Origin of the sequence: Amycolatopsis jejuensis, from assembly GCF_000717335.1 — a bacterium.
Lineage (GTDB): Bacteria > Actinomycetota > Actinomycetes > Mycobacteriales > Pseudonocardiaceae > Amycolatopsis > Amycolatopsis jejuensis.
On the sequence record NZ_JNYZ01000010.1, the window covers coordinates 30,642 to 48,182 of the forward strand.

The following is a 17,541-nucleotide window of genomic DNA, read 5'->3' on the forward strand; positions in this document are numbered from 1 at the left end:
CCGATTTCCTTCCGATGGGGTCAGGGCCGGCCTTCGGCGCCGAACCGGACGAAACTCTCCGCGGTTTCCGGAGATTGGAAGCAGTAGGTAGCTGTTTCGACCTCGAGCCGGAGATTCGTGTCGAGCGTCGGCGCGGCGGCCAGTTCGATCGCGCGTTTCACGGCGGTCTGCGATCGGCGCGGCCCTTTCGCATAAGCGGTGGCGACTTCGAGCGCGCGGGCGATCGGGTCCTCGTGAAACTCCGTGTACAGCCCGATCCGGCCGCCTTCCTCGGGCTCGACCCAACGTCCGCTCAGGAGAAGTTCCTTGGCGCGCAACAATCCCACCATCGCGGGCAACCGCGACGTGATCCCTCCGGTTGGCGCGTGCCCGATCGCGGCCTCGGGAAACTTGAGCCGCGCCTGCGGACCGGCGACCACGTGGTCGGCTGCGAGCGCGATCTCGGCCCCGCCGCCGACGGCGTAGCCATGCACCGCGCTGACCACCACCCCCGGCCCCGACACCATCAGCCGGGTGATGTCCTGCAGCAGCTCGAACGACTCGCGCAGTTCCTCGACGGACCCGGTTTCCGGGGCCAGCGTCTCGCGGAGGTCTTCCCCCGCGCAGAACGCACGGCCGGCGCCGCGGATCACGATCGCGCCGGCTCCTCGACCGGCGCGGAGGGCGTCCACGAGTCCGGTCAAGAGGGCGACGTTGATGGCATTGAGTGACGATGGGCGGTTGAGGGTGATCAGAGCGACGTCGCCTTCGCGCTCTAGGAGAACTGGGTCTTCCGCTGACACTGTTATTGCTCCTTTTACTGGCCTTACCTCTATGGAGGTCAGACAGGTGGCGAGTTGATGATGGACTTCGTGGTCGGGTTGCCGGTGGCTAGGCCGGGCTCGGGACTCGGGGAGCGACGCGGCGCTGGTGGGCAGTCGGCGAACGGGTAGGTGCGGTTTCCGGGAGCGGACCCGATGTGACCAGACGACTGACGGCTGGACAGTTAGTGGTCAGACGGCTGGCAGTCGGGCAGTTAGCGGTCAGACGGCTGGCAGTCGGGCAGTTGGTGGCTGGGCAGTTGGCGGCCGGGCAGTTGGTGGCCGGGCAGTTGGTGGCCGGACAGCTGGCGGCTTGGCAGTTGGTGGTCGGACAGCTGGCGGCTGAACGACTGGTGGACTGGTGGACTGGCCGAGCACAGGCCAGGTGGGCTAGCGGCCGGACAGCTGGCGGCCTGACGGTTGGCGACCGGGCGACTGGCCGGACCGCTGGTGGACTAGCCAGTCCGAGCTGACGGCGCACAGGGGTGAGCGTCGGGTTGTCGGTGGGCCTCGGGTTGTCGCTGGGCCTCGGGTTGTCGGTGGGCGGCAGGTCAGCGGAGGTGCGAGACAAGCCCGCGGCAGAACTGACGGGGCAGCGCGCGGGTGCAGACCAGAGGGTCAGAGCAGCGGGTCAGAGCAAGACGGTCAGAGCATCGGCGGGGTGTGGGAAGCGAACTCCCGCAATCGGGTGGCTCGGTCTTCCGGCAGAAAACGGGCGAAGTGGTCCACCATGTCCTCCTTGGCGAGCCTTGCGGCGGTTTCGCCGTCTCGCTTGGCTATTGCGGCCAGTACTCGTTCGTGGCGGGTGCAGCTGTCCTGCATCAGGCGTTCGCGGTCTTCGGTGAACGACAGTTTCGACTCGATCAGGTTGGCGACCACCCCGCGTACGACCTCGTTGCACGCTCGCAGCAAGCCGCTGTGTGAGGCGTCCGCGATGGTCTGGTGGAACTCGACGTCCATGCGCGAGAAGACTTCGTACCCGCGCGCGATGCTGGCCGTCAGGCGTTCGTGGGCTTCGAAGATCCGGGCCAGTTCCTCGTCGGTGTGCTCGGTGGCGGCGAGGTACGTGGTGGAGCCCTCGATGATCATCCGGAACTGCACGACGTCCGCGAGATCCGAATGTTCCAGGTGCACCAGCGCGGTCATCGCGCGCTGGAGGTTGTCCGGCGAGAAGGGCTGTACCTCGGCGCCCCCCGTCGCGTCGCCTTGGCGCGAGCGGATCAGGCCGGAGCTCTCGAGCACCCGCAGCGCTTCGCGGACGGTCGGCCGGCTGACCGCGAACTGGGTGACCATCTCCCGTTCGCTCGGCAGTCGCTGGCCTGGCCGCAGCTCACCACGGTAGATCGCGTCCTCGATCTGGCGCACGATGATCTCGTACGCCCGCACCGGGCGCGCGGGCGTGAACGTGGGCCTCGCGGACGCGTCGTGCTGCACCGGATCACTCCTCACTGGGGCGAGTCGGTGAACAACGCCCTCGCAATGTCGGGGAGCGGCGTGAGGTCTTCGATCACCGCAGCCGCACTGTGAGTATCCCTCCCCTCCGGTTCGCGCTCGACATACACCGCCGGAGCCCCGTGCCGGATCGCCGGCTCGACGTCGTGGAACCAGCTGCAGGCGACGTGCACCCAGCGACCCGGCTCGACGTCGGACCGCTGCGCGAACGTCGTGAAATGCCCGGCCGCTGGCTTGTAGGAACCGACGTCCGCACTGGTCACCAGTAGGTCGACGGGTACCGGGAACCCGCGGATCGTCACCTCGATCAGCTCGCGGTCGACGTTCGACAGGATCCCGATCTTGAACCCCGTCCTGGCCAGCTCGAGCAGGACGTCGTCGGTTTCAGGAAAACGTGGCCACGTGGTCAGGCCACTGCCGAGTACCTGGTCACCGTCCGGTGGAAGGCGGATTCCGGTCGCGGCGGCGGCGCGCCGCAATGCTTCCGCCAGTACGTCGCGGTAGGTCGCACCCGGCTGTTCCTGCTGGACCACGGGCTCGTGCCGGTGGTACTCGGCCAGCAGCTCGGCTGCCCGATCGCCAGCGACCGGGCGCAGGTCGGCGAGCATGCCGGAGCGCCAGTCGACCAGGGTTCCGTAGCAGTCGAAGGTGAGCCAGTCGCTGCTCATGGCGTCCTCATTTCCGGCCGGGTCATCGGGCCAGTTTCCCGGCCAGCCGGGCAGTCGAGGCGACCGCCCGGCCGTGCCGGATGCGCGCGCACAGCCGGTCGCCGTCGTAAATCTCGACGTCGAACGTCAAGCGGCGGCCGTCGCGCTCCACCACCTGGGCCCGAGCTACCAGCCGGGCGCCGACCGGGCTGGGCAGGAGGTGCTCGATAGCCGCCGAAACCCCGACGGTCACCTCGCCCGGCCCGAGCTCGCCGGCGACGGCGTTGTGACAGGCAACCTCGGCAAGCCCGAGGACGAACGGCGTCGACGCCGCGGGCGGGAAATGCGCGCCGAACGCCGCTGCAGTGTCATCTGGTCCGACCTCTTGCTCCAGGACTGCACTGGCACCACTGGCACCACCACTGGCGCCACTGACCCTGTTGACCACGTTGACACCGCTGACACTGCTGGCATCGCTGACATCCCCGGCAGCACCGGCAGCACCGGCAAGACCACCATCACCGCCTCCGCTGGCCTCATTGGTCATAGAACCTCCTTAGTTCACTGGCCTGACCACTAGCAGAGCTCACCGCCGCCGCAAATGTCAAGCCAGAGATTTGCGTCTTGACAGGCGGCGGGAGATAGCTCACAGTTCCCTCCTATCACTGGCTAGACCAGTAACCCACTGTGATTACCTGTCGGACCGTCGTTCTCCGGCAAACCCGCTGACGACGGTCACGTGGGCGCCCGCTCATGCCCACCGTGCGGACGTCCCATGCCCTCGGCGCTCGCTCAACTCCCCCGATGCCCACAAGGAGAGTCATCATGAGCTCGCATGCACTGGACGACGCACCACTGTCCGGTTTCCACAAACGCCTCGCGCTCTACGCCGGAGGCGGCCCGTTCCTCGACGGCTATCTGCTGAGCATCGTCGGCGTCGCGCTCGCTCAGCTTGCTCCGAGCCTCGGCGCTTCCGCCGCACAGCAGGGTCTTCTCGGGGCCGCCACGCTGATCGGCATGCTGGCCGGTGGCCTCGTCTTCGGCTGGCTCACCGACCGGTTCGGACGCCAGGTCATGTACACAGTGGACCTGGGTGCGATCGCCGTGTTGTCCGTCCTCCAGTTCTTCGTCACCGACGTGTCCCAGCTGCTGATCCTCCGGCTGTTGCTCGGGGTGTTCGTCGCCGGTGATTACCCGATGGCGTCGTCGCTGGTCACCGAGTTCATGCCGCGTCGATACCGAGGTCCGATGCTGAGCGGTCTGGTGTGCATGTTCTTCGTCGGCGCCGCCGCGGCGTACCTCGTCGGCAACGCGCTCACTGCACTCGGCCCGGACGGCTGGCGCTGGATGCTGATCAGCTCCGCCGCGCCGGCCGCAATCCTCCTGCTGCTGCGGCTGGGTACGCCGGAATCGCCGCGGTGGCTGCTGTCCCGGGGCCGCGTCGACGATGCCGCACGCGTCCTCCGCACGGTGTACGGCGAGCACGTCACCACCGACGACATCGCCGCCCCGGACACGACAGTCGTCAAGGCGAAAGACTTGCTGCGCGGCGGATATCTCGGCCGGCTGCTGTACGTCGTCACGTTCTACACGTGCTCGAACATCCCGGTCTTCGCGATTTACGCCTTCGGGCCACAGATTCTCGACGCGCTCGGGCTCGGGGAGGCCAACGCCAACATCGGCTCCGCCGTGCTGAGTGTGCTGTTCCTCGTCGGAGTCGTGGTGGCGCTGCTCGTCCTCAACCGGACCGGACGGCGGCCGATGGTCGTGTGGGGATCGCTTGCCGCCGGGGTGATGTTGCTGGTGATGGGCGTCTTCCCGCACGCGCCGACCTGGATCATCGTACTGGCGTTCGCCGGGTTCTCGGTGTTCAACGGCGGCCCGCAGGTGCTCACGTGGGTGTACCCGAACGAGCTGTTCCCGACGAGCGTGCGCGGCACCGCGGTCGGGCTGGTCACTGCGATCACTCGCATCGGCTCAGCGGTCGGCGTGTACCTCGTGCCGATCGCGCTGGATTCCCTCGGCATCGGCCCGACGATGGTGCTCGCCGCCGCGATCCTGGGGGTGGGGTTCCTCGCTTCCCTGCGCTGGGCACCCGAAACCGGCGGGCTCGGCCTCGACGACGCCAGCGCGGTCGGACCCGGTGCAGTCACACTGAAAACCAAGGTCCGGTAAGGAAAGTCAGCCGGTCTTGCGGATCAGGTTCGTGTACCCCGCCAAGGCCAGCGTCGCCAAGCCCCACACCGCGATCTGCACTCCCCAGATCGCGATCGTGAACACCTGACCGGCTGCGGAGGCGGTGTCGAGATCGCATCGGCTCCGCAAGCCGGTCGGGGCGAAGGGCAGGCCGCGGTCGAGGCCGAGGCCGACCAGTTCGACCGGGGAGCACGAAACCCCTTGCTGCGCAACGCGTTCAGCCGCGTGGTGGCCCGGCCGGGTTTCCGTGACACCGGCCCACCAGCCGAGCGCACCCGCGACGACCAGGGCGAGCAGCAGCGCCGCCGCCGTGCGCCGGGCTCGGTAGCCGTATCCGGCCAGTGCGCCCCAGATTCGGTGGAATACCCGGGACAACCGGCCGCCGAGTGCGTGTGGCGAGCGGCGGCGGAGGTCGTCTTGCTGGGCGATCAGGACGGTGCGCGCGTTGCCGTCGTGGCCTGCGGTGCGTTCGATCGACGCCAGCTGCTGGTAGCCGGTCGCGTCGTAGAACGGGGTGTGGCAACGGAGCAGGTGAAGCCACCGCCGCCAGCCGAAACCCGCGTCGATGGCGGCGTAGGCGAATCCTTCGAGCCACACTTTCCCCGGGTGCGCGCAGGTGTCCCCGTCGCTGCCGTCCGGACAGACGAGGTCGGTCGCCATGAACACCATCGTGCCGACCTTCGCCTCCGACAACCCGAGCAACCGGTGCCGCGGCGACGTCACGCGAGCGGTCGCGGCGAATTCCAGCTGACCGGCGATCCGTGCGCCTTGCAGTCGTACTGCACCGATGTCGCCGTCCCCGGTCAGTTCCGAGTCCCGGACCAGGAAACCGCCGCCGACCTGCAGGTTGTCCGCGTCGATGGCCGGACCACGTTCGTTGCTGATCAGAATGCTCTGGCATTCGACCGTTCCGCCGATGCGCGTACCGGACAGGTGGAAGGCGCCTTCGTCGGAGTCGCCGGTGATGCGGGTTCCGTCGCGCAGGAACACGTTGCTTCCGATTTCCGCCGTGCTCGCCTCCACCGCGACCCCGTGCGGATTGGTGATTTCCGCGCCGAGACAAGCGAAACTGCCGCCGATGCGCGCGCCGATCAGCCGTACCGCACCTTCCTCGCCGGACCCGGTGATCCGCACGCCGTTGGCCAGGTACAGGTCACCCTCGATCCGCACTCGCGATGCCTGGATCCCCGCGAGGCGCCCGCCGAGCAGCAGCAGGTGCGGCAGTGTCGCCTGCCGTAGCAGGACGGACTCGTCGAGCACGCAGTTCAGCAGCGCGAGACCGGCTTGGGCGGTGGCGCAGTCGAGGTCCAGCTCGCCGGTGATGCGCGCGCGGGCGAGGGTGATCCCGCGCGGGTCGAGGTCGCCGTGCCTGCCGAGGAGGAGTTCGCGGATCACCTCGGCGCGTACGACGTGTTCCGGATCCTCGCTGACGGCCAGGTCGTCGAGACTGATTTGCGCGCAACCGAGCGGGGTGCCGCTGCGGGCGGCGTCGGTCAGGCGTCGTTCGAGGTCGCTGAGGTCGGTCACCCGGGGCGTCGTCACGCCGGAGATGATGCCGGGTCGCAGGTTCAGGGCGAAACCGAGACCAGCCGATCCGCCAGCTCGGCCAAGCCGCCCACCTGCAGATCGAACCGATCACCGGGCGCGGGCGGATCGCCGACCGGACGGCCGACGTACGCGGTGCGCAACCCGGCAGCTTGTGCACCACGCAGGTCCCAGGCGTGCGCGGCGACCATGAGCATCCGCTCCGGTGGACGGCCCGCGACGGTGGCGGCGAGGCGGTAGACGTCCGGCGCGGGCTTGTACGTCCTCGCCTCCTCGACCGACAACGCCGTGTGCCAGCGCAGACCTGCGTTCGCGCTCAGTTCGAGGAGCACCGTGCGGCTCGCGTTGGACAGCCCGATCAGCGGGAACCGTTCCGCGAGACGCGCCAGCCCGTCGACGGTGTCCGGCCACGGCGGCAGCCGACGTGCTGCCAGCGCCAGCTCGGCCGGGTCGCCGTGTCCGACGGTCTCCGCTGCTTCGCGGTCGAGGACATCGCTGGTGACGTACGGACGTTCCCCGGCCACGATCCGGGCCTGTTCCCGCTCGACGTGTTCCTGCCAGCCCGAGAGGAGCCGGTCGACCTCGGGGTCGGCCAGATCCGGTGCCACCGCGCGGATTCCGGCGCGAATTCCCGCCGGTTCGTCGACGAGCGTGCCGAGCACATCGAACACGAGTACGTCGATTTCCAGCTGTGCCATGCGAATTCCCCCCGGACGACTGATCCGAACGTAGCGGGCCACGGGCATCCGGAGCAAGCCATTACCGGACCAGCGCGTGCAACGCCTCGCGCAGCCAAGGTCCGTACTGCGCCGCGGACCAGCCGTACACGCGGCGCAAGTGCACCATCGTGTCGGCGCAGACCAGTGCGTCGGTAGTCAAGGACAGTGGCCTGACCTCTACCTCGCTACCCAGCAAACCGTCTTTCTTCGCCAGGTGCCAGAACTCACCGCACATTCGCGCGGTTTCCTCTCGACCTGCCTGTGCGGCGTCCGCGATTTCCGGCTCGGCGCCTTCGGCTTGCGCGGCGACCTCGAACAACGCGCCGGCCCGGTCGGCGATGCCGATCGAGATGTCGGCGAGCGCGTCGAGTCGTTCTCGCAGCGTCGGGGCTGTCATCGCGTACTGCGCCTGCGGTCGGTGTGCGACGTCGATCGGTTCCGCGTCGCCGGCGAGCGCTTCGTCGACCACGCGCCGGAACAGCGCTGCCTTCGTGCCGAAGCGGACGTACACCGTGCGCGGCGCAACACCCGCTCGCTCCGCGACTTCCGTCAGCGCCGTCGCCACGTAGCCGCGTTCCAGGAACAACTCACGGGCAGCGTCGACGACGAGTGCCTCGGTCCGCGCAATCCGCGCGGCACCGGCCTCGGCACGGGCATCAGCCTTGACCTCACGCTCCATGAGATGCATTCTAACTGCATTGCAGTAATACTGCATCAACGGAGGTGCGAGATGGTTCCGACGCTGGACGGGGTACATCACCTGAAGCTGCCGGTGACCGACCTGGACAGATCGATTGCCTGGTACGGCGACGTGCTCGGCTACGAGGTCGTCGTCGAGTTCCGTGAGCACGGCCGACGCACCGGCGTGTCGATGGACCATCCGCGCGGCGGGCCCGGGCTCGCACTCACGCTCGCGCCGGAGCTCGCCCGCGCCGCGGCGGGGTTCGACTACTTCTCCATCGGCGTCCCCGACCGCGCGCGGATCACCGAACTGGCCGACGAGCTGACCCGCCGCGGCGAACGTCACGCCGGGGTCCACTTCGCGACCATCGGCTGGATCCTGCCCGGCCTGCACGACCCGGACGGGCACGAAGTCCGTTTCTACACCACGGAATCCCACCACACGCCCACCCCGGCCGCGCCCCTGGTCGTCGATGATGCGGTCGCTTCCGCCCGGGCCGCGGAGCTGGTTTGGCTCACCGAGCGTGGTCTCGCTCCGGAACCGGACAGTTCGGTCCACGCCTGAGCTACCGGAACGCGCGGTCCGCGAAGGCCAGCAGGTAGGGCAGCGAGGCACGCGCGGTGTGCCAGGTGTGGTTGTAACCGCGTTCCAGATGGACGGTGACGGGCTGACCGCGGGCGCGGAGTGCGTCGGCGATGCGGTGCGCGGTCGCGATGTCGCCGGGGGCGCCGGTGCCGGCGGTGAGGATTGTCGATACGGGGTAAGGGAAAGGCATCGTACGCACGTAGTCCCGCGGTGTGTTCGCGACGATCAGGTCCCGGTTTCCGGCGAGCAGTTTTTCGTTGGTGAGCGCGTCGTACGGCAGGGTCAGCAGGAGCACGCTGAACCGGTCGAGGTGCTGCAGGCCGGTGTTCAGCGCGGCGAACGCGCCGCCGGACATGCCGCCGAGCGCACGGTGGCCGCGGTCGGCGAGGGTGCGGTACTGCCGGTCGATGGTGGACACGACGGTGTTCGCCAGGTAGCTGCCGAGACGGGGGCCGCCGGGGAGGTCGAGGCCGTCGTTCTCGCGGCCGGACTGGCCCGCGGTGAGGTCCACGGACACCACGATCATCGGCGAGATGGCGCGGTGCAGGTACGACATCCGCAGGGTGCCGGGCGCGTCACCGGGGCCGAGCCAGTCCTCGGGGACGCTCGGGTAGCCGTGCACGAGGTAGGTGACGGGATAGCGGCGGTTGCGGTTGGCGGGATCGTGGTAGCCCGGGGGCAGGAGGACGTAAGTGCGGCCGGACGGGACCGCGTTCGCCGGGTCGGGCAGGTCGAACTGCTCGACGATCGGGGTGAAGGCGTCGACCGGGACTCGCCGCGTGCCGGGGTTGCGGTCGCCGGTGCCGATGAGACGTCCGACGGCGGCCAGCGGACCACCGGCCCGGTCGAGCAGGAGCGCGAGGTCTTTCGGGGTGCGGACGTAGCCGACGTAGCTGTTCGCAGCGGTGACAGTGCCGAGGAACGCGCACGACACCATCGCGGCGACGGCCCAGCGGCGGACGGTGGTGCGCCGCCGGTAACGGAAGGCAACCGCCGCGGCGACTACCACCAGCAGCGCGAAACCGGCCCAGATCCAGGGGGATTCGAGCGGCCCGGTGGTCTGCGCATGCCGGACGACCGCATCGGGGACCGCAGGCACGGTGAGATTCACGGCGGTCCCTTCGTCCGGCACCGGCGGCGGGCCTGTGGGGGCCAGGCCCGCCGCCGATGGTCTTTGCGGACCGGTGGTGAGTCACCATCGGTCGGCGCGGGGGTGGTAACGGGGTGCCATCGGGCTGCGTGGGCCGGTGGCAGGGTGCCGCCGGTCGGTGCAGGCCAGTGGGTCGGTGCACGCCGGTGGCAGGGTGCCGCCGGTCAGTGCAGGCCGGTGCAGGCCCGTGGGGCGGTGCACGCCGGTGACGTGGTGCCACCGGTCGACACCAGGCCGGTGGCAGGGTGCCGCTGGTCGGTGCAGGTCCGTCGGGCGGTGCACCCCGGTGACGTGGTGCGCCGGTCGGCGCAGGCCGGTGGCGCGGTGCCATCGGTCGACGCAGGCCGGTGGCGCGGTGCCTCCGGTCGACGCAGGCCGGTGGCGTGGCACCACGCGGTGGCGGCGTGGTCGACGCGGAGCCGGTGGCTTGGCACCACTGGCCTCGCGACGCCGGTGGCCTGGCGCCGCCGGTCGGTGCCGGTGTGGTGCCGGTGTGGTGCCGGTGTGGTGCCGTGGTGCCGCCCGTCAGCGCGGGACCGGTGGCGTGATGCCACCGATCAGCGCGGAACCAGCCGACGTAATCGCCAGCCGACATCGCGCCACACCAGTCGGTGCGGAGGCGGTGGTGCGTCACCAACCAACGCGACGCCTAGGCCATGTGCGTCACCAACCAACGCGACGCCTAGGCCATGTGCGTCACCAACCAACGCGACGCCTAGGCCATGTGCGTCACCAACCAACGCGACGCCAAGCCCCTGGTGCGTCACCACCACCGAGTGCCAGCCGGGTCCTGCGTCACCAGCGGTCGTCGGCTTGGTCGTCGAAGCCGACTGCTTCGCCGTACCCCTCGCCGCCGCCATGTGAGGCGCCGTGCGAGTCGTGCGAGTCGTGCGAGTCGCTGAAGCCGCCGGTCAGGCCGTGTAGCAGGAGGCCGCCTCCGGCGACTCCGGCTGCGGCTACTGCCGCTGTCTTCAGGAACCCGCCGCCGCCGGACCCACCTGCCGGCGACGGCGGGGGGCCGTAACCTCCGGCGGGGCCCGGTGGAGGTGCGGCCGCCTCCCTGCCGCGGCCGAACATCCCGGACAGGAAGCCGCCCTGCTGGGGTGGGGCCTGTTCCAGTTCCGCGATCCGGTCCTGTGCCGTCCGCAGTGCCTCCTCCTGTACGAGAACCGCTTGCACCAGCAGGTACAGCACATCCGGCTGGCGCGCGATCTCCTGGTCGATCAGCTGCGCCGCCTCCGGTTCCTTCCGGACCGGCTGGGCCTGCCGGAGCCGGTCCGCGAGCCCGGTGATGAGCCGGCGGTCGGTGGTGTCCATCGTCGGATCTCCCTTCCTCGCTTCCATCGTTCGCGCGGGCGGCTCGCGGCGGCATCGGCGGACCGGCCGGACCTGGCCGCCGGGTGGCTGGTGCCACCCGGCCGGTCGGCGGGGTTCACAGGACGCCTTCCTCGACCTCCCCGTCCGGAACCGGCAGCCGCGCCGCCACGCCGCGGACGGTCGGGTCCGCGAAGAAGCCCGGCAGTTCGATCTCGTACCGCAGTTCGCGCGCGGCCTGTTCGATGAACCGGATCGCCCGGACGCTGTCGCCGCCGAGGGTGAAGAAGCTGTCGTCCCGGCCTACCTCGCGGAGGTCCAGCACCGAACGCCACAGCGCGGCGATGCGGTTCTCGACGGCTCCACATGGCGGCTCACCCGTGGGTCCGCGGGTATCGTCCAGCAACGCAGCAACCTGCGCACGGTCGACTTTTCCGTTGGCGCTGAGCGGAATCCGGTCGAGTACGAGCAGCTGATCCGGGACCATATGGCCCGGAAGGACCGTCGAGGCATGGGCGAGCACCTCGCCGGCCGGCACCGGACCCACCACGGCGGCCGCGAGCCGTCCGCCTGCCACGACCGCCGTCGCACCGGAGACCGCCGGGTGACTGGTCAGCGCCGCTTCGACCTCGCCGAGCTCGATCCGGTACCCGCGGATCTTCACCTGGTCGTCAGTGCGCCCCAGGAACTCCAGCAGCCCGCCCGGCCGATACCGGCCCTGGTCGCCGGTGCGGTACCAGCGCATCCCGTCGTGCTCGACGAAGCGGGCCGTGGTCAGCTGAGCCGCGCCGGCGTAACCACGGGCGACGCCGGTACCGCCGATCCACAGCTCGCCGGGAACCCAGTCGGGGCAGTCCCGGCCGGACGCGTCCACCACGCGGTACCGCTGGTTGCGCAGCGGGAGTCCATAAGGGACAGACGGCCACGCGGGGTCGAGATCCGCAGTGTCGAAGGCGTTGGACCAGATCGACGCTTCGGTGGCACCGCCGAGCGCAATCATCCGCGCGGCGGGCCGCAGGTCAGCGAGCCGGGCGGGCAGGTCGAGCCCCACCCAGTCGCCGGACACCAGCACGAGACGGAGGTCCGGCGGATCGGGTACCAGCAAGAGCATTTCGAGCAATGCCGGTACGGAATTCCACACGGTTACCCGGTGCCGGTGCGCCAATTCGGCCCAGGCACGCGGATCTCGGCGAAGGGACTCGCCGATCGTCACCACCGCACCTCCGGCGCCGAGCAGGCCGAAGATGTCGAAGACGGACAGGTCGAAGTCCAGCGCGGACACCGCCAGTACCCGGTCCGCCGCGCCGATCCGGTAGCGCGCAACGATGTCTTCCACGGTGTTGGCCGCGGCCCGGTGGGTGATCTCCACGCCTTTCGGCTCTCCGGTCGAACCTGAGGTGAAGATGAGGTACGCCAACGCGTCCGGCGAGACCGGCACCGGCTCGGGCACCGGGTCCGCCCCATTGGTGACGGCGAGGTCGTCGAGCACGAGACGCACGCCAGCGATGGCGAAGATGCGGTCGCGGCGAGCGGCGGGCTGGTCGACACCCACGGGCACATAGGCGGCGCCCGCAGCGAGGACCCCGAGCACGGCGACGATCTGGTCCGGGCCTTTCGGCAGGCAGACCGCGACGGTGTCACCCGGCCCGATACCTTGTGCGCTCAGCCATCCGGCGACGCGCAGGGCCCGGCCGGCGACCTCGCGGTAAGTGAGCCCCGCGCCGAGGATTGCGGGCGCGTCCGGAGTTTCGCGCGCCCGCTGGAAAAACGGCAGGTGCAGCACAGCCTCGCCTTGCTTTGCTGCAGTATCGTTGGCAATGCGCCGCTCCGCGGCTTGTGCGGCGGGAAGTTCCATCCGCGGCGCCGCCGACCAAGTGCCGTCCGCCAGCGTGCGCACCAGTTCCTGGTAGGCCTCGAACATCGCATCCAGAAGTCCGGCCGGGAACAGTTCCTCGACCGCGTCCCAGTTGAGCTCGACCCCACCGCGATACTCGACGACCTGGTGGTCCAGCCACACCTGGGGAGTCTGCGAAACACCCCAGACCTGCTCGGTGAACGGGTACCCCGGCCCCTCGTCCGCGCCGACCCCGAGCGCGCTGGTGAACACGACCGGGATGCCGGTGCTGCCGGACCCGGTGCGCTGGGCCAGTTCACGCAGTACCCGCACCGCCGAGAAGTCGCGGTGATCGAGGGATTCCCACAGCTGTCCCTGCACCGCGCGCATCCGCTCGGACCACGGCTGCCCGGCGTCCGGCTGGTACCCGACCAGCAGCAGCGACGTGAAATCGCCGAGTACCCGGCCGATCTCCGGGTGCACGTCCTTCCGGTCGAACAACGTCAGCACCAGGGTCAGCTCCGGCTGGGCGCTCCAGCGGCCCAGCACCTCGGCGAAGGCCGTCAGCAGCACCGCCGACGGAGTGACCCCGTGCGCCCTGGCCTGTGCGGTGATCCGCCGCCACTGCGAAGCGTCCACTACCGCGCGGCGCCGGGTAAAGACCGGCCGGACGATCGCCGGATCCACCGCGAGCGGCAGCTGCGGCGCTGGAGGCAACGCCCGCTCCAGCCAGAAGCGGCGGTCTTCTTCGAGGGGCGGCGTGGCGGTCGCGACGACGTAGTCGCGAAAGGACGGTCCCGGTGCGGGAAGCTCGGCGTTGAGGTAGGCGCGGGACAGCTCCGAATAGAAGGTGAGAATGCTGAGCGCGTCGAGAGCCAGGTTGTCGATGCCGACGGCCAGTCTCGTGCGAGTGCCGTCGCGGACCGCCCCGATCGCGAACAACGGCCACTTCGCTGGGTCGAAAACCTGATGGGACAACGCTTCCCGCTGCGCAGCGAACGCGCCGTCGGGGTCGTCACCGGCCTCGGTCACCTCGATGCGGAACCTCGGCACCTCCGGCAGGATCCGTTGCTCGCCCTGCGCGTCGAAGACCACCCGCAGCATCTCGTGTCGGGCGACCAAAAGGTTCACCGCGTCCTCCAGCCGCGACAGGTCTAGGTCCTCGATGTCGTACTCACGATAGAAATGGCATCCGATTCCGCCGAGGGTGAACTCCTCGTTCCGGCCTAGCCAGTAGGCCTGCTGGACGTCGGTGGGCGGGAACGGCCGGTGCCGGTCGGCGGGGTTGGCGGCGAGGACGGCCAACGCCGCGGGGGCACCTCGATGCAGGGTCGTCGCGAAATCGGCCAGTACCGGATGACTGAACAAAGTGCCGAGCGCGACGCCGTCGAACCCGTCGGCCCGCAGCCGGGCGAGTACCCGCGTGGCGAGCAGGGAATCCCCGCCCAGGCGGAAGAAATCGTGCTCACGAAGCACTTCACCGGCGCCGAGGACATCTCGCCAGGCTGCGGCGACTGCCCGTTCCGCCTCGGTCTGCGGCGGACTGCCCGCGCTCTCCCCCACGGTACCCAGCATTGTGACGAGCGCCCGGCGGTCGATCTTTCCATTGCCGGTCAACGGAAATTCGCCCAAGTTGGCGATCCGGTCCGGGACCATCACGCTCGGCAGCAGCGTAGCCGCGAAGGCGCGCAACGCTTTTTCGTCCGGCGGCTGCGGTCCGCTCACCACGGCGCCGAGGCGGTGATCCGCAGTCAGCACGGCAGTCGCCCGGTTGACGCCGGGGTGTGCCTGCAGGGCCGCCTCCACCTCGCCGAGTTCGATCCGGTGTCCGCGGATCTTGACCTGGTAGTCGGCGCGGCCGAGGAATTCCAGGTTGCCGTCCGGGTGATAGCGGGCCCGATCGCCGGTGCGGTACCAGCGGATTCCGTCGTGCGTGACGAACCGGTCCGCCGTCCGCTCCGGATCCCCTCGATAACCGAGCGCGACCCCGGCGCCGCCTATCCACAGCTCGCCGGGGACCCAGTCCGGACAGTCCCGGCCGAGCGCGTCGACCACGCGGCAGCGGACCGCACCCAGCGGAGTGCCGTAGGGCACCGACGTCCACTGGGGATCGATCGTGGTCACTTCCCGTACGGTCGAATGGATCGCGGTCTCCGTGGTCCCGCCCAGCGCGACGAACCGGCAGCCGGGCACCTGCCGCGCCAGCCGTTCCGCCAGCTCCGGCCGTACCCAGTCGCCGCCGAGCAGCGCCAGCCGCAGCGGGACTGGTTGCGCGTCCAGCACGGTCAGCAGCATGTCGAGCAGCGCCGGTACACAGTTGAGCACCGTCGCCCGATGGGTGTGCAGCAACCGCGCCCACGCCAGCGCGTCGCGGCGGTCGGCTTCGGTCACGCATACGACTGCGCCGCCACTGTTCAGCGGAGCGAAGAGGTCGAATACCGACAGGTCGAATTCCAGCGCGGACAAGGCAAGCGTCGCGTCTGCCGGCCCGAGCCCGAATCGAGTGGTGAGATCGGCGATCGTGGCCATCGCGGCCGCATGGGGTACCTCGACTCCCTTCGGGGTGCCGGTCGACCCGGACGTGTAGAGCACGTAAGCCAGACTGTCCGCCGATCCCGGAACCGGCGCGGGCAACGGCGGGGCCTTGGTGGCAACGTCGGTCAGCACCACGCGCGCCCCGGCCGAAGACAGGATGCGCTCGCGACGGGCGGGCGGCTGGTCGACGCCGATCGGGAGGTACGCCGCCCCCGCGGCGAGCACCCCCAGGACCGCGACCACCTGGTCCGGCCCCTTGGGGAGGGAGACCGCGACCAGGTCTCCCGGCTGCACTCCGCGGGCGGCCAGGTCCCCGGCGACTGCCAGGGCGCGCTCGGCCAGCTCGCCGTAGCCGAGAATCCCGTCGGCACCCCACCGGAGCGCTACCGCGTCGGGATGTGTTGCCGCGTAGGCGAAAAACCCGTCGTGCAGCCGGGCGCCGACCGGCTCCGTGCCGGTGTCGTTGACCTCGGCCCGCACCGCTGCTTGATCGGCCGGAAGCAGGGTGGACACCGGGCCGGTCCAAGCGGCGGGTTCAGCGAGCAGCCGGTCGAGGAGTTCGCGGTAGGCCGTGAACATCGCGTCCAGCACGCCTGGCGCGAAGGCGTCCTCCCGCGCGTCCCAGTTGAGCAGCAGCCCGCCGTCGAACTCGGTCACCTGCGCGTCCAGCCAGACCTGCGGGCCCTGCGAGATGATCCAGGACGGTTCACCGAAACTGCGCCGGACGTCGTCGGCGAACAGCGGCCCCAGCCCGAGCGCACTGGTGTAGACCACTGGGGCCAGGATGCGTTCTCCGTGCAGGCGGGCGGCTTCCCGCAATACCTCGACGCCGGAACAAGCCGAATGTGCGACGTCGGCGTGGAAACGGTCCTGCAGCGCCTTCGCTCGGTCCGCGAACGAACCTGCCGTGGTGCCGTCCCAGGCGAGGAGGACTGACGACGTGAAGTCACCGACCAGACCGGCCACGTCGGGATGCAGCGGCTCCCGGTCGAACAGGGGCAGGTTGAGCAGGAACCGTGGATCCGCACTCCACGCAGTCAACACCTCGGCGAACACCGCGGCCAGCGCCATCGCCGGGGTCAGTCCGTGACGACGGCTTGCGCTTGCGAAAGCTTCGGTCGCGGCGGCATCGAGCAGCCGGTGCCGGCGGACGACGGTCGTTGCGTCGTCGGCCGGATTTGCTGCGGCGGGCAGCTGCGGTGCGCCGGGCAGATCGGGCAGGCGCCGGGTCCAGTACTCCCGATCGGCCGCGCTGCCGCCCCGGCGGCCGGCGTCCTCGGCGAGGTAACGCGGGTAGCTGTAAGACAACGGCGCTGGGTCGCGCCCGGTGTAGTACGCGGCGAGGTCGGCGAGCAGCACCCGGAGGCTCAAGGCGTCGGCCGCGATCATGTCGAGGTTGACGTGCACCCGGGTACCGGAGGGCAGCAGGGACAGCTGGACGTCGAAGACCTCGCCGGACCCGATGTCGAGCCGCCGGTGTGAGAGCTCGCGACGTAGACTGTCCACTTTAGACTCCGCGGCAGCTGGTTCGAGCGCCCGCAGGTCGTGTACCCGCAGGCCTGGCCAGGGGCTGCGGTCGAGGATCTGCTGGGTGCCGTCGTCGAGGACCTGGACGCGGAGCATGCCGTGCCGCGCGAACACCGCCCGTACCGCGTGCTCCAGCCGTTCCGGTTCCACCGCGACGCCGTCGAACTCGTGGTAGAAGTGCGCTGCGACTCCGCCCAGCTGCTGCCCGGGTGCCCGGCCCGCCCAGTACGCGTGCTGCATGAGGGCAAGCGGGAACGGGGCGGTTTCGTCGATTTCGGCCCGTCCGGCCGGACTTGCCGGACCCGCCGCGGCCAGCAATGCTTGCCAGGCACCGAGGGTCGGCTCCGCGGCGAGTTCCGCGAACGGGACGTGCCGTCCGGCGCTCCGCCAGGCTCCGGACAGTCGCATGATGGAGATCGAATCGAGGCCGAGGCCGATCAGGTCGGTACCCGGATCGAGGGTGTCCTCCGGAATGTCGAGCAGGTCGGCCAGTACCGCGGGCAGGGCCGCGGGATCGGTCGGATCGTGGGGCACAGCGGGAATTCCCTTCGGGGT

Annotated in this window: 12 protein-coding genes; 2 read left to right on the forward strand and 10 right to left on the reverse strand. The window is 69.9% G+C overall.

Annotated elements, in window-relative coordinates; genetic code table 11:
• Nucleotides 1-20: 20 nt before the first annotated feature.
• The 4 genes from OO71_RS13830 to OO71_RS13845 all read right to left on the reverse strand — a co-directional run bounded on the left by OO71_RS13830 (nucleotide 21) and on the right by OO71_RS13845 (nucleotide 3,446).
• Nucleotides 21-782, reverse strand: a complete 762-nt coding sequence (locus tag OO71_RS13830) for an enoyl-CoA hydratase/isomerase family protein (protein ID WP_033290175.1) — start codon at nucleotides 780-782, stop codon at nucleotides 21-23.
• A gap of 663 nt (nucleotides 783-1,445) precedes the next feature.
• Nucleotides 1,446-2,234: a FadR/GntR family transcriptional regulator gene (locus OO71_RS13835; protein WP_033290176.1), complete on the reverse strand. Its 789-nt coding sequence runs from the start codon at nucleotides 2,232-2,234 to the stop codon at nucleotides 1,446-1,448.
• Nucleotides 2,235-2,245: 11 nt separating this feature from the next.
• The gene (locus OO71_RS13840; protein ID WP_033290177.1) at nucleotides 2,246-2,920 is read right to left on the reverse strand and encodes an HAD family hydrolase; all 675 of its coding nucleotides are present in this window, start codon (nucleotides 2,918-2,920) and stop codon (nucleotides 2,246-2,248) included.
• A 22-nt stretch (nucleotides 2,921-2,942) separates the two neighbouring features.
• Nucleotides 2,943-3,446, reverse strand: coding sequence for a thioesterase family protein (locus OO71_RS13845; protein ID WP_084144927.1), 504 nt, complete (start codon nucleotides 3,444-3,446; stop codon nucleotides 2,943-2,945).
• Between the two features lie 278 nt (nucleotides 3,447-3,724).
• Here OO71_RS13845 and OO71_RS13850 point away from each other — a divergent pair, with 278 nt between their 5' ends.
• On the forward strand, nucleotides 3,725-5,074 hold the full coding sequence (locus OO71_RS13850; RefSeq protein WP_033290376.1) for an MFS transporter: 1,350 nt from the start codon (nucleotides 3,725-3,727) through the stop codon (nucleotides 5,072-5,074).
• A gap of 6 nt (nucleotides 5,075-5,080) precedes the next feature.
• Here OO71_RS13850 and OO71_RS13855 read toward each other — a convergent pair whose 3' ends face one another.
• The 3 genes from OO71_RS13855 to OO71_RS13865 all read right to left on the reverse strand — a co-directional run bounded on the left by OO71_RS13855 (nucleotide 5,081) and on the right by OO71_RS13865 (nucleotide 8,038).
• Nucleotides 5,081-6,637: a hypothetical protein gene (locus OO71_RS13855; protein ID WP_156096291.1), complete on the reverse strand. Its 1,557-nt coding sequence runs from the start codon at nucleotides 6,635-6,637 to the stop codon at nucleotides 5,081-5,083.
• A gap of 26 nt (nucleotides 6,638-6,663) precedes the next feature.
• The gene (locus tag OO71_RS13860; protein WP_033290179.1) at nucleotides 6,664-7,338 is read right to left on the reverse strand and encodes a haloacid dehalogenase type II; all 675 of its coding nucleotides are present in this window, start codon (nucleotides 7,336-7,338) and stop codon (nucleotides 6,664-6,666) included.
• Between the two features lie 61 nt (nucleotides 7,339-7,399).
• Nucleotides 7,400-8,038 carry a TetR/AcrR family transcriptional regulator gene (locus OO71_RS13865; RefSeq protein ID WP_033290377.1) on the reverse strand — a complete coding sequence of 213 codons (639 nt, stop codon included), beginning with the start codon at nucleotides 8,036-8,038 and terminating at the stop codon, nucleotides 7,400-7,402.
• A gap of 51 nt (nucleotides 8,039-8,089) precedes the next feature.
• On the opposite strand from OO71_RS13865, the gene OO71_RS13870 reads away from it, so the two are divergent.
• Complete coding sequence (locus OO71_RS13870) at nucleotides 8,090-8,605, forward strand: VOC family protein (protein ID WP_051791528.1); 516 nt, start codon at nucleotides 8,090-8,092, stop codon at nucleotides 8,603-8,605.
• Between the two features lies 1 nt (nucleotide 8,606).
• Here the strand turns inward: OO71_RS13870 and OO71_RS13875 are convergent, their stop codons facing one another.
• From OO71_RS13875 to OO71_RS13885, 3 genes are all read right to left on the reverse strand, one after another.
• The gene (locus OO71_RS13875) at nucleotides 8,607-9,737 is read right to left on the reverse strand and encodes an alpha/beta hydrolase (RefSeq protein WP_245633659.1); all 1,131 of its coding nucleotides are present in this window, start codon (nucleotides 9,735-9,737) and stop codon (nucleotides 8,607-8,609) included.
• Nucleotides 9,738-10,571: 834 nt separating this feature from the next.
• Nucleotides 10,572-11,093, reverse strand: a complete 522-nt coding sequence (locus tag OO71_RS13880) for a DUF2076 domain-containing protein (protein WP_051791529.1) — start codon at nucleotides 11,091-11,093, stop codon at nucleotides 10,572-10,574.
• 115 nt (nucleotides 11,094-11,208) lie between these two features.
• Complete coding sequence (locus OO71_RS13885) at nucleotides 11,209-17,520, reverse strand: non-ribosomal peptide synthetase (protein WP_051791530.1); 6,312 nt, start codon at nucleotides 17,518-17,520, stop codon at nucleotides 11,209-11,211.
• Nucleotides 17,521-17,541 lie beyond the last annotated feature (21 nt).